This is a genomic window from Streptomyces sp. NPDC028419 (assembly GCF_055565515.1).
Window position 1 is genome coordinate 379,674 of record NZ_JBVHUE010000001.1, and the last position, 11,730, is coordinate 391,403.

10 protein-coding genes are annotated in these 11,730 nt (G+C 74.1%); 5 read left to right on the top strand and 5 right to left on the bottom strand.

The window, feature by feature from the left end; genetic code table 11:
* Positions 1–3 precede the first annotated feature (3 nt).
* The 3 genes from ACZ4UB_RS01835 to ACZ4UB_RS01845 all read right to left on the bottom strand — a co-directional run bounded on the left by ACZ4UB_RS01835 (position 4) and on the right by ACZ4UB_RS01845 (position 4,754).
* On the bottom strand, positions 4–2,157 hold the full coding sequence (locus ACZ4UB_RS01835) for a restriction endonuclease (protein ID WP_468067586.1): 2,154 nt from the start codon (positions 2,155–2,157) through the stop codon (positions 4–6).
* Positions 2,158–2,296: 139 nt separating this feature from the next.
* Positions 2,297–2,944: a fasciclin domain-containing protein gene (locus ACZ4UB_RS01840; protein WP_468067587.1), complete on the bottom strand. Its 648-nt coding sequence runs from the start codon at positions 2,942–2,944 to the stop codon at positions 2,297–2,299.
* An 85-nt stretch (positions 2,945–3,029) separates the two neighbouring features.
* Positions 3,030–4,754 (bottom strand): molybdopterin-dependent oxidoreductase, encoded by a 1,725-nt coding sequence (locus ACZ4UB_RS01845; RefSeq protein ID WP_468067588.1) that lies wholly within the window; start codon positions 4,752–4,754, stop codon positions 3,030–3,032.
* 128 nt (positions 4,755–4,882) lie between these two features.
* Here ACZ4UB_RS01845 and ACZ4UB_RS01850 point away from each other — a divergent pair, with 128 nt between their 5' ends.
* The 5 genes from ACZ4UB_RS01850 (at position 4,883) to ACZ4UB_RS01870 (ending at position 9,516) form a co-directional block, all read left to right on the top strand.
* A complete protein-coding gene (locus tag ACZ4UB_RS01850; RefSeq protein WP_468067589.1) occupies positions 4,883–5,485 on the top strand; it encodes a sigma-70 family RNA polymerase sigma factor in 603 nt (200 codons plus the stop codon).
* Positions 5,482–6,249 carry an anti-sigma factor gene (locus ACZ4UB_RS01855; RefSeq protein WP_468067590.1) on the top strand — a complete coding sequence of 256 codons (768 nt, stop codon included), beginning with the start codon at positions 5,482–5,484 and terminating at the stop codon, positions 6,247–6,249. The genes ACZ4UB_RS01850 and ACZ4UB_RS01855 overlap by 4 nt, the downstream gene beginning before the upstream one ends.
* Before the next feature lie 117 nt (positions 6,250–6,366).
* A complete protein-coding gene (locus tag ACZ4UB_RS01860) occupies positions 6,367–6,822 on the top strand; it encodes a tellurite resistance TerB family protein (RefSeq protein WP_354383459.1) in 456 nt (151 codons plus the stop codon).
* A gap of 108 nt (positions 6,823–6,930) precedes the next feature.
* Positions 6,931–8,472 carry an alpha/beta hydrolase gene (locus ACZ4UB_RS01865; protein WP_468067591.1) on the top strand — a complete coding sequence of 514 codons (1,542 nt, stop codon included), beginning with the start codon at positions 6,931–6,933 and terminating at the stop codon, positions 8,470–8,472.
* A 48-nt stretch (positions 8,473–8,520) separates the two neighbouring features.
* Positions 8,521–9,516, top strand: coding sequence for a hypothetical protein (locus ACZ4UB_RS01870; RefSeq protein ID WP_468067592.1), 996 nt, complete (start codon positions 8,521–8,523; stop codon positions 9,514–9,516).
* On the opposite strand, the gene ACZ4UB_RS01875 is transcribed toward ACZ4UB_RS01870, so the two are convergent.
* Both ACZ4UB_RS01875 and ACZ4UB_RS01880 read right to left on the bottom strand, forming a co-directional pair.
* Positions 9,506–10,051: a hypothetical protein gene (locus ACZ4UB_RS01875; protein WP_468067594.1), complete on the bottom strand. Its 546-nt coding sequence runs from the start codon at positions 10,049–10,051 to the stop codon at positions 9,506–9,508. The two genes, ACZ4UB_RS01870 and ACZ4UB_RS01875, sit on opposite strands and share 11 nt — an antisense overlap.
* A 70-nt stretch (positions 10,052–10,121) precedes the next feature.
* The gene (locus ACZ4UB_RS01880) at positions 10,122–11,651 is read right to left on the bottom strand and encodes an alkaline phosphatase (RefSeq protein WP_468067596.1); all 1,530 of its coding nucleotides are present in this window, start codon (positions 11,649–11,651) and stop codon (positions 10,122–10,124) included.
* Positions 11,652–11,730 lie beyond the last annotated feature (79 nt).

The following is an 11,730-nucleotide window of genomic DNA, read 5'->3' on the forward strand; positions in this document are numbered from 1 at the left end:
CCGTCACTCCGTGGCGATCCCGAAGTCGTGCACGAGGGCGGCCAGGCCGCCCGGGTACCCCTTGCCGCCCGCTACGAAGGACCAGTCGCCGCCGGCTCGTCGGCGGAAGGATCCCAGCACCAGAGCGGTCTCGCCGGGGCGTCCGTCGGACACCTCCAGCTGGTCGATCTCCGATCCGTCGCCGTCGAGCAGTCGGATCCGGGCGGCGGCGAAGCCGGACAGGTCGGCGTGCGGATGGGCCTCGGTGTCCACGGCCGCGACCAGGACCAGCCGGTCGGCGCGGTCGGGCAGGGAGTCGAAGGCCACCTCGATCGCGGCCCGGTCCGGCGGGGTGTGGGAGCGGCTGCGTACCGAACCGTCGGGCGTGCTGTGGTTGTTGAAGAAGACGAAGTGCTCGTCGCTGAGCACGCGGGTCCCCTGGCAGACGAGCGCGCACACGTCGAGCATGACCGGGCCGGACCAGGACATGCCGAGGACGTTGTACTCGGCGGAGGCGGAGGCGGAGGCGGCCGTGGGCGAGGGCGCGGGCGCGGGGGCGACGTCGAGCTGGGTGGCGTCGCGCTGGGCGGGCACGGACGCGGTCGGACGGCCACCCTCCCCGAGGCGGCCGCGCAGGCCGTGGCGGTGCAGCAGGTCCACCAGCTCCGGCCCGGAGACCAGTTCCAGCGGCTTGCCCTGGGCGAAGTTGTGCGACCCGGGCCCGAAGCCCGAAGTGGTCACGAGCACGCCCTTGTTGGCTCCGGCGCCCTGGACCGTGCCGTACAGGTCGCGCACGGCCGTCGGCGGCACGGTGTTGCGGTACCGCTTGACCTGCACCACGATCGAGCCGCCGCGGATCGGAGTCGGGTCGGTCGCCTCCACGTCCACGCCACCGTCGTTGGACCGCGTGGTCATCACGGCCCGCATCCCCATGGCCCGGAACAGCTCGGCGACCAGGGCCTCGAACTCGATGGGATCCATGGCGAACAGATCGGGCTCCCCGTCCCCGGGTCCGTCCCCACCGCCCTGACCGCTGCCGTGCGTGACCACGCCCGAGCCGACGTCCTGCGGCGTGCGGGCCGGACGTACGGCGCTCAGCGCGTCGGGCCGGGCCGACAGCTGACCGCGCAGCGCTCCGGTCAGGCAGTCGACCGGGTTGACCTGGGCCAGGTGGAGGGCGGCGAAGGAGGCGCGGGTCGCCATCACCGTGGCCAGGAAGATCTGGGCCGGGCGGCCCGTCGCCGGGTCGTGGTCGTCCACGTAGCCGTTGAGGGCCACCGACTCCAGGGCGCCGAACTCGTCCGCCTCGAACAGGTCCCGCAGGACCAACAGGGTGCACTGCGCCAGCAGATCGCGGTACAGGGCCCGGCGCTGGCCCACCGGGAGCGGTGATTCCTTGTCCTGGTCCGTGCTCGGCATGTAGCGCACCGACTTCGCGGTCGGCACCACGTCGAAGCCCGGGAGCTCCCAGTCCAGGACCAGTTGGCGGGCCCCGGGGTCATAGGCGGCGCTCAGCGCGCGCGGCAGTTCCTCCGGCCAGCCCGAGGACGCGTACAGCGCGGCCGAGAAGTATTCGACGGCGGATTCGGGCTCCCCGGCGCGCAGCGCGGCCGCGAGCTCGGCGATCCCGGTGTTGTGCGCGCGGATCTCCCCGAGCTGCCCGCCCGCCCACCGGTCGTACTGGGCGCGGTACGCGGTGAGCTGCTGCTGGCGCTGTGCCTCGGCGGCCTGGGCCGCGTGCCAGGCCTGGGTGTACCGGGCGTGCGCGTCGGCCTCGGCCTGCGCCCGGCGGCCCGCTCCGATCCCCCAGCCGGTCTGCACGGGGAACTGGTGCGGCTCCGGCATCGGCACGGGGCGCGCCAGCTCCCCCGGATTGAAGGCTTCGACCTGCTCGGGGCGGCGCAGCGTGGCGATCCGGAAGGGGGGTGCGGCGCAGCCCTGGCCGAGGAGCCCCTGGAGGGAGGCGACCTGGGCTTCCAGCCCCTCGGTGAGTCGGCGTGCCTCGGCGTCCCGGTACTGGCGGTAGGCCGCCTTCTGTTCGCGCAGCCCGCGGGCCGTATCGCGTTCCTGGGCCCGCCGTTGGCGATCTCGCTCCCGCTGCTGCATGGCCTGCGAGCGTTGCTGTTGGCGCTGGGCCTCGGCCCAGATCCCGACCAGTCCACTGGAACGACGACTCATCCGCCCCGGCCCTCCCCGACCCCGTGCGATACCCACGCAAACCCTAGCGGGTGGCGGGCACGCCTCAGGGCCGGTCGCCACGGATGGCGACCGGCCCCGAGGGTGCGCTCGGTTCCCTGCGGGGTCCGTCCCCCGGCCGCTACTTGGGCATCAGGACGGTGTCGACGATGTAGACGGTCGCGTTGGCGGTCGGGACGTTGCCGCAGACGACGGTGGAGGTGTCGTTCACCTTGTAGGAGGTGCCCGAGCCGGTGGTGGTGACCTTGCCCTTCTCCAGGGTGTCGAAGGAGCCGTTCTCCAGCTGCTTCGGCGTGAGCTTCTCGCCCACCACGTGGTAGGTGAGGATCTTCGTCAGCTGGGCCTTGTCCGCGAGGACCTTGTCCAGGTCGGCCTTCGGAATCTTGGCGAAGGCGTCGTTGGTCGGGGCGAAGACGGTGATGTCCTTCGCGTTGTTGAGGGTGTCGACCAGTCCGGCCTGCTTGACGGCGGCGACCAGCGTGGACAGCGCCGGGTTGTGGGAGGCGGCCGTGGCGACCGGGTCCTTGGCCATGCCGTCGAAGCTGCCGGCACCGGTGGCGGGAACGCCCGCACAGGCCGGGCCGAACGGCTTGTCCGTGTCCATCGAGTCGTTCATGGCGGGCGAACTGGCGGCCGCGCTCTGCGAGTCGGCGGCCGGACCCGATGCGCTGTCCTTGCTCGAATCCGAGGAGCAGGCGGCCAGGGCGAAGGGCAGGACGGCCGCGGTGGCGACGGCGAGAGCGGTACGGCGGAAGCGAAGCGTGCTCATTGCGTTCTCCAAGGTGGTGTCGCGGTCACTCATGAGGTGGTGCGGGATGGATCGGGGTGAATCGGGGGTGGTCGGTGGCCCGGGGTCAGCCGGGGGTGACGAAGACGCTGTGCCAGCCGTCCGCTCCGTCGGGGATGGTCGGGGTGCGCCGCTCGCCCTGCACGTGACCGGCGCCGTCGGTGGCGCGGACGGTGAGGGTGTGGCCGCCCGGCGTGGTCCGCCAGGGGAAGGACCACTGCCGCCAGGTGTCGACGGTGTCCTGGTCCGCGAGGTCGGCGTCCTGCCACGGGCCGTCGTCGATCCGCAGCTCCACGCGGCGGATGCCGCGGTGCTGGGCCCAGGCGACCCCGCCGACCATCACCGTCGTCCCCGCCGGCGGCCGGGCGAACGGCTTGGGGGTGTCGATCCGCGCCTGGGTCTTGATCGGCGCGCGCCGGGCCCACGAGCGGCGGACCCAGTAGGGGTCGTAGGCGTCGAAGGTGGTCAGCTCGATGTCCTGGATCCACTTGCAGGCGGACACGTACCCGTAGAGGCCGGGGACGAGCATGCGGACCGGGAAGCCGTGGTCGAAGGGGAGCGGTTCCCCGTTCATGCCGACCGCGAGCATCGCGTCACGGCCGTCCATGACGTCCTCGACCGGGCTGCCCAGGGTCATGCCGTCGACCGAGCGGGCCACCAGCTGGTCGGCCGGGCCGCCGCGCGAGGGGGGCCGTACGCCCGCCTCGCGGAGCAGGTCGGCCAGCCGGACGCCGAGCCAGCGCGCGGTGCCGACGTACGGTCCGCCCACCTCGTTGGACACGCAGGTGAGCGTGACGTCCCGCTCGATCAGGTCCCGGCCGAGGAGTTCTCGGTAGGAGTACGTGCGGGGGCGGGCCACGCCCTTGCCGTGCACCCGCAGCCGCCAGGTGTCGGCGTCGACCTTCGGCACGACCAGGGCGGTGTCGACCCGGTAGAAGTCGGCGTTGGGGGTGGTGAAGGGGCTGATCCCCGGGATCCGCAGGGCGGCCCGGGCCGGTACCGGGGCCGCCGGTGACGCCGGAGCGGGCAGCCGGACGGCGGCCCGGGAGGCCACCGCACCCTCCCCGCGCCGCGCGCCCAGGGTCCGCCCGAGCGCGCCCGCGCCGGTCGCCACCACGGCGGTGGCGCCGGCGACGAGCAGGAACCCGCGCCGGTCGAGCCGGCCACCGGCCCCGGCCCCACCGGGCCCGGTCGCGGGCCGCGGCAGCCGCCCGACGAGCACGTACAGGACCGCGGCCCCGGCGGCCGCGCCCACCAGCGAGGGCAGCGCGTCGAGCGGACCGGACGCGTCGGGGCGGGTGAGTGCGGCCGCCGCGCCGAGCACGCCGAAGACCAACACCCCGGCCGCGCCGGTGCGCCGGTGGCGCAGGGCGAACAGGCCGAACAGCAGGGCCAGGAGGCCGAGCGTCGCGAGGATGCCGAGCTGGAGGACGAGCTTGTCGTCGCTGCCGAAGTGGCGGATCGCGAAGTCCTTGACCGGGGCGGGGGTGCGGTCGATGGCCGCACCGCCGACGGCGGTGACCGGCCCCGCCTGGGGCCGGACGAACGCAGCGACCAGTTCCGCGACGGCCAGCGCCGTGTATCCGGACAGCAGGCCGCTCAGCGCGGCGAGGACCCTGCGCTTGACGGCTGCTCGGTTGATGGTCACGTGGGGGATTCGGCGCCCCGGGCCCCCCGGATTGGTCGGGCTCGCGGGATCACCCGGTGGAGCGAGCGAAGGACCGGGCGTTGACGCCCGGCGCGCGGGCCCGACACGTGGGGCGGTGGGCCGATCCGGGGGTGGTGGGCCCATCCGTGGGGCGGTGGGCCAATCCGTTCGGGCTCCGGCTCCGAAGAACGGGTGACCCGGGGTGCCACCACCCATGCCGTGCGGCGCGAAGGACTGCCCATGCAAGCGATCCACCGAAGGAGGGCGGAGCGGTGAGCCAACCGGTGCGCCTCGGCAGCGGCGAGGGAGACCGTCACGAGCGGTCCGCCCGGCCCGACCCGGCGGAACTGATGGCCCGGGTCGCGCTCGGCGACCAGGACGCCTTCGCCGCCCTCTACGACGTGATCGCCGGACCCGTCTTCGGCATCGTCCTCAAGGTCCTGCGGGACCGCGCGCAGTCCGAGGAGGTGACCCAGGAAGTGATGATCGAGATCTGGCGCGGGGCGGCCCGCTACCAGAGCGCGCAGGGCTCCGTCATGACGTGGGTGGCCACCCTCGCGCACCGGCGCGCCGTGGACCGGGTGCGCTCCGCGCAGGCGGCCGCGAACCGCGACCACAAGGACGCCCTCGGCTCGCTGACACCCCCCTTCGACGAGGTCAGCGAGCAGGTGGAGACCCGGCTGGAGAGCGAACAGGTGCGCCGCTGCCTGCGCCGCCTGACCGAGCTCCAGCGCGAGACCGTCACGCTGGCCTACTACCAGGGCCTGACCTACCGGGAGGTGGCGCAGACCCTGCAGACCCCGCTCCCGACCATCAAGACCCGTATGCGCGACGGACTGATCCGGCTGCGCGACTGCATGGGGGTGACCACGTGAAGACCGAAGACCCGCACGCCCTCACCGGTGCGTACGCGCTCGACGCCCTCGGGCCCGACGAGCGCCACGCCTTCACCCGGCACCTCGACCACTGCACCTCCTGCGCCCAGGAGGTGCGGGAGTTCGCCGCGACCGCCGCCCGGCTGGCGTCGGCGGTCGCCGTGGCCCCGCCTCCCGAAATGAAGGCACGGGTGTTGGACCGCATCGACACGATCCGCCAACTCCCGCCGCGCGTCCCGGCGCCGGGACGGTACGCCGTGCTCGCCGCGCGGATCCGGCGGCGCGGCGGGGCCTTCGTGATCGCCGCCAGCGTGGCCGCGGCCGTCACCTTCGGGGCGCTCGCCCTGGACCAGCACGAGCGGGCCCAACGCGCGGAGCGCGTACGGCAGTCCGCGCAGCAGGACGCCGACCGGGCCGGGGCGCGCAGCGAGGCGCTCGCCGCGGTGCTGGCCGCGCCGGACGCCCGTACCGCCACCGGGCGGACCGCGACCGGGGCCCGGGTCACCGTGGTGACCTCGGCCGCCCGCGACCAAGCGGTGGTGCTGGCCCCTCAGTTGCCCGCGACGCCGGCGGGGACGACGTACCAGCTGTGGTTCTCGGAGCACGGCTCCATGCGCCCGGCCGGGCTGCTGGGCGGTGGGCACGCGCTGCTGCTGGACGGGGCGGTGCGGGACGCCACGGCCATCGGACTCACCGTCGAACCGGCGGGCGGCTCCGCGCGCCCCACCACGGCTCCGGTCCTGGTCATGGCGCTGCCGGCGTAGTGCGCCACCGGCCGAAGCGGAAGGATTCGGCCGATGTGGACGAGATCGGCGGGTCGGGCACGGACGGGGGCTCCCGTCCGTTGTCCGGGTGCCGATCTATGACATAAGGAGACAGAAATGGCCCTGTGGGACCGCGTCAAGGACTCCGCCGCGACGATGCAGACGCAGCTGGTGGCGAAGCGGAACGACCTCAAGAGCGGGGCGTTCAGGGACTCCAGCATGGCGATGTGCGCGCTCGTGGCCGCGGCCGACGGCACGATCGACGCCTCCGAACGCCAGCGCGTGGCCCAGCTGATCGGGACGAACGAGGTGCTCCAGAACTTCCCGGCGGACGACCTGCGGCGGCGCTTCGACGAGAACCTGGACAAGCTGACCGCCGACTTCGACTTCGGCAAGGTCAGCGTCATGCAGGAGATAGCCAAGGCGAAGAAGAAGCCCGCCGAGGCGCGCGCGGTCATCCAGATCGGCATCGTCATCGGCGGCGCCGACGGCGACTTCGACAAGACCGAGCAGGCCGTCGTCCGTGAGGCGTGCTTCGCACTGGGCCTGCCCCCGCACGAGTTCGACCTCTGACGGACCCTGGCCGGGGCGACCCCGAAGGGTTCCCCCGGGGGCTAGCCCCACCCCGGGCGTCACGCCTGCCGGATGGGACGGCGGGCACCGGCGGACCAGGCTGTGCGCATGACGACATACACCCGCACCAGCGCCGCTCTCGCCCTCTCCGCCGTGACCGCCGCAGCCGCTCTGACCGTGGCCTTCGCCCCGCGGGCCGACGCGGCGGTCGGGTCGGGTGCGCCGGCCGCGGCGGAGAGCGCCGGGGTCCCCGCGCTGGCGTGGCACCCCTGCGAGCGCCCCGATGGGCCCGCCGGGCTGGAGTGCGCCGAGCTGCCCGTCCCGCTCGACTACCGCGACCCGAGCGGGCGGCAGCTCTCGCTGGCGGTCTCCCGGCTCCGCAGCGACCGGCCCGCCGCCCGCCGCGGCACGCTGATGGTGCTGCCCGGGGGACCGGGCGGCTCCGGGGTCCAGAGGCTGGCGCAGAGGGGCGAGGCGCTGCGCAAGGAGCTGGCGGGCGGCTACGACCTGGTGGGCCTCGACCCGCGGGGCGTGGGCGCCAGTACCACCGCGAGCTGCGGACTGGCTCCCGAGGACCGCCGGCTCGCCACCCTGCGGGGCTGGCCCGGCGCGGACGGCGGCATCGAGGAGAACGTGGCCCGCGCCCGCCGGGTGGCCGCGGCCTGCCAGACCAACGGCGGCGCGGTGCTGCGCAGTTTCACCACCGCCAACCAGGTCCGGGACATGGACCGGCTGCGCCGGGCCCTGGGCGAGCGGAAGCTGTCGGGCTGGGCCACCTCCTACGGCAGCTACGTCGGCGCGGTCTACGCCCAGCAGTACCCCGAGCGCACCGACCGTTGGGTGCTGGACAGCAACGGCGACCCCGACCCCGCGCGGGTGGAGCGCGGCTGGCTCGCGAACATGGCGCAGGGGGCCGACGACCGGTTCCCCGACTTCGCGGCCTGGGCCGCCGACCCGGCCCGCGCGGCCGAGGGCCTGCGCGTCGCCGAGCGCCCCGAGGAGGTGCGCCCGCTCTTCCTCGCCCTGGCGGCCACGCTCGACCGCACGCCCAAGACCTCGACCACCGAGGGCGTGCCGCTCACCGGGAACCTGCTGCGCCAGGCCCTGCAGAACGCCCTCTACGGCGACGCGGCCTTCCCCGGCCTGGCCCGGCTCGTCCGGCAGGCCCAGGACCCGGCCGCGACCCCGGTCCTCCCGCCCGAACTGGCCCAGCCGCTGCGCGACGAGGACGCGGCGATCGCCGTCGCGGTGATCTGCAACGACGTGAAGTGGCCCGGCGACGTGGAGGGTTACGCCCGCGCCACGGCCGCCGACCGGGCGGCCCATCCGCTGACCGCCGGAATGCCCGCGAACATCACCCCCTGCGCCTTCTGGAAGGACGCACCGGTCGAGAAGCCCACCCGGATCACCGACCGGGGCCCCTCCAACGTGCTGATGATCCAGAACCTGCGCGACCCCGCCACCCCCTACTTCGGGGCCCTCAAGATGCGCGCGGCCTTCGGCGACCGGGCCCGCCTGATCACCGTCGACCACGGCGGACACGGCGTGTACCTGGGCAACGGCAATGCCTGCGGTGACCGCGCGGTGACCGACTTCCTGACCACCGGCCACCGCCCGGCCGGCGACGTGTACTGCGCCGCGGGCAAGTGACCGCGGTCGGCCGACGGGGCGGCCCGGGCGGATCGTAATCTGACGGGTATGCGTCAACAACGGGAGCGCCAGGGGTGGGTGCGGCGCGGCGGGGCGTGGTTGCTGGGGGCGGCCGAGGTCGAACCCCGCTCGCTGGCCGCCGCGTTGGGCCTCGGCGAGGAGGACCCGGGGCTACGGCGCCTGCGGCGTGCGGCGCCGGCGCGCTACGCCCGCCTCGAACGCCTCCACCGGGCGGCCCAGCGGTCCTTCGAGCAGCGCACCCGGGTGGCGGTGTGTCGCGAGCTGGAGCACGCGGTCCGTACGGCCCTGCGCGAGACGGCGGAGGCGGCGGAAGCCGGGGCGGTGCCGGCCCGCACCGACGTGCTCCGGGTGGAGGCCGACGCCGCGGCGCGCTCGCTCGCGGCGGACGCGGTGCTCGCGGGGGCGCGGGGCCTGAACACGGGCCTCTCCGTCGGGGTGCTGTTCAGCCCGGTGGCGCTCGTGCTGGCCCTCGTCGCGGCCGAGGTGTTGCCGCCGCTGTTCGGGGTGGCCCTCGGCTGCCCTGAGCGACTCACCCTCGTGCAGGGCCTGGTCTGCTTCTCCGGCGGGGCGTTGGGGTCGGTCCTGAGCGTCGTCGTCCGGCTGCGCGAGGCCCCGGGCACCCGGCCCACCGACACCCGCACGCCCGCGGCGGACGAGGCGGGAGGCGAGGCGGGAGGCGAGGCGGCGGGCGAAGCCGGGCACGAAGCGGCCGACGTCCCGGGCGACCCGGTCCAACTGGCCCGGATGATGCGCCAGGAGGGCTGGTACCGGGTGGTCGTCGGCTGGTTCCTGGCCGTGTCCCTCTTCGTCCTCGTCACCGGCGGCATCCTGGCCCTGCTCACCCCGCCCGCCGTCCCCGACGGCGTCTGCGGGAGCGGTCCGTTGTCCCCCGCGGACCACCGGGCCCTCATCCGGGGCTTCTTCTTCTGGGGCGGCGTGGGCTTCCTCGCCGGGCTGAACGAGCGCTGGGCCTACGGCCTGCTGCGCCGCGGCGGCCCGGGCGCGGATCCCGCTACTCGTTGACGAGGACGGGTAGGGACAGCACCGCGCTCGCCGGGGGCCGGGCGAACTGCCCCGCGGGAACGGTGAAGTCGATGCCCTCGCCCGCCGCGCGCGGACCGTCGTGGTGCGCGGTGCCCTTCGCGTCCTCGCCCTCCTCCTGGTACTGGAACTTCGCGGTCCCCAGGAGGTGCCCGCTCGCGTCGTAGTACGCCGCGTCGACCTCCAGCGCCAGGACGTCGCTGATGTCGGAGGTGATCGCCAGGTGCCCCGTGACGGACGCCTCGGCGGTGAGCTTCAGGGCGGTCAGCTTCACCCGGTCGGTGAAGGGGCCCTCCTCGACGCGGACCTCGCCCTGGGCGGCCGGGTGCGCCAGTACGGCGGCCGGCGCCGGCGCGCTGCGCGGCGCGGGCAGGACGACGGGGGCGGCGGATCCGGCCGCGTCCCCCGCGGACTCGGCGCCGTCGGCGGCCGGGCCGCCGGAGCAGCCCGTGGCGAGTGCGAGGACGGCGCCCGCGGCGGCGAGCGCGCCGGCGGTGCGGCGGGTGAGGTGTCTCATCGGAAGGCTCCTGAACCGGCCCGGGGCCGGGAGGACGTGTCCTCCCGGCCCCGGCCGTTCGCTCGGTGGGTCAGTGCTGCTGGGGCGACTTGCCGAACAGCGAGCGGTACAGCTTGCCGTACAGCTCGGTGTTGTTCTGGCTGGCCGCGAAGGCGCTGCCGTTCGGGCCGTAGGCGAAGATCGGCACGTCGGCGCCGGTGTGGTTGCCGGACAGGTAGGTCAGCCAGAGGCTGGCGTCCGGGCTGCCGTCCTTGACGCCGGCCGGGTCGTTCGGCGTGCGGAAGGTGGCGGGAGCGAAGTTCTTCGCGTCACCCGAGCCCGCGCCGTTGACGATGCCGGTCGAGCGCACCGGGTCCTTGGCACCCGAAGTGGGGCGCGAGGGGGTGCTGTTGTTGGCGGTGTTGCCCGCGTCCGTGTTGGCCGGGGGAGCGACCGCCTCGGCGTTGGTGTAGGTGCCCTTCTCGATGATGTTGAAGCCGGCGCACTCGTGGTCCGCGGTGACGACGACCAGGGTGTGGCCGTCCTTCTTCGCGAAGTCGGTGGCCACCTTGACCGCGTCGTCGAAGGCCTTGATCTCGCCCAGGGCCTGGGCGGCGTCGTTGGCGTGCGAGCGCTTGTCGATCTGGGCGCCCTCGACCTGGAGGAGGAAGCCCTTGCGGTTCTTGTCGTACCCGCCGCGCTCGCCGAGCAGCTGGATCGACTTGCGGGTCATGTCGGCGAGGGTCGGTTCCTGCTTCTGCACGGCGTCCGCGGGGAGGCCGGCCTTGGCCTGCTCGACGGTGAGGTTGCCGCGGTTGAAGAGGCCGATGACCTTCTTGCCGTTGGCGTGGCTCAGGTCGGTCTTGGTGGCGACCTTCTGGCTGGCGGCCGTCTGGGCCGGGAGCTTGGGGTCACCGAAGTTGCCGAGGACCTGGTAGCCCTGCGCCTGGAGGGCCTTCTGGTCCTCCGGCTCGAAGCGGGCGAGGCCGCCGCCGAGGATGACGTCGGCGGTGCCGTTGCGCGCGATCTGCTCGGCGATCGGCGTGACCAGCGTCTTGTCCGCGGGCGCGCTCTCGTAGGTGCCGTCGTCCTTCTTGGGGAGGCAGGCGGCGTCCGAGTACGTCGGGCCCTGGCAGCCGCGCAGCAGCGCGTGGCTGAACTGGGCGGCCGGGGTGGCGTCGGTGATCTCGGCGGTGGAGACGTTGCCCGTGGCGAAGCCGGCCTTCTTGGCCTGCTCCATCAGCGTGACGACGCGCTTCTCGTACGAGTCGACGCTCAGCGCGGCGTTGTAGGTCTTGACGCCGGTCGCCCAGGCGGTGGCCGAGCTGGCGGAGTCGGTGACGAGCGCGGGCTTGTCGCTGCCCTTCTCGACGGCGTAGGTGGCGACCGCGCCGGTGAAGGGCAGGGTCTCCATGTTCAGCTTGCCGGAGGCGCCGTAGAACCGGTCGCGGGCGGCCGTGACGTGGGTGCGGCCCATTCCGTCACCGAGCAGGTAGATGACGTTGCGGATCTCTCCCTGACCGCCGTGCTGGGGAGCCGAGTTGGCGGTGGTGGCGGCCGAGGCCGCCAGGGCGCCGGTCAGGGCCAGTACGGTCAGCGTCTTGGCAGGTCTGCGTCGCATGATGCGGGGGGTCCCCCTCGGAAATGAATGGCGCGGGCGGACCGACGCTAAGAGCGGGACATGAACAAGGCGCTCTCCC

Coding starts and splice junctions, on each gene's coding strand:
- ACZ4UB_RS01845 (WP_468067588.1), bottom strand. CDS start 4,754: ATGGGCCCACCACCCCCGGATCGGCCCACCGCCCCACGTGTCGGGCCC.
- ACZ4UB_RS01840 (WP_468067587.1), bottom strand. CDS start 2,944: ATGAGCACGCTTCGCTTCCGCCGTACCGCTCTCGCCGTCGCCACCGCG.
- ACZ4UB_RS01865 (WP_468067591.1), top strand. CDS start 6,931: ATGACGACATACACCCGCACCAGCGCCGCTCTCGCCCTCTCCGCCGTG.
- ACZ4UB_RS01880 (WP_468067596.1), bottom strand. CDS start 11,651: ATGCGACGCAGACCTGCCAAGACGCTGACCGTACTGGCCCTGACCGGC.
- ACZ4UB_RS01860 (WP_354383459.1), top strand. CDS start 6,367: ATGGCCCTGTGGGACCGCGTCAAGGACTCCGCCGCGACGATGCAGACG.
- ACZ4UB_RS01870 (WP_468067592.1), top strand. CDS start 8,521: ATGCGTCAACAACGGGAGCGCCAGGGGTGGGTGCGGCGCGGCGGGGCG.
- ACZ4UB_RS01835 (WP_468067586.1), bottom strand. CDS start 2,157: ATGAGTCGTCGTTCCAGTGGACTGGTCGGGATCTGGGCCGAGGCCCAG.
- ACZ4UB_RS01875 (WP_468067594.1), bottom strand. CDS start 10,051: ATGAGACACCTCACCCGCCGCACCGCCGGCGCGCTCGCCGCCGCGGGC.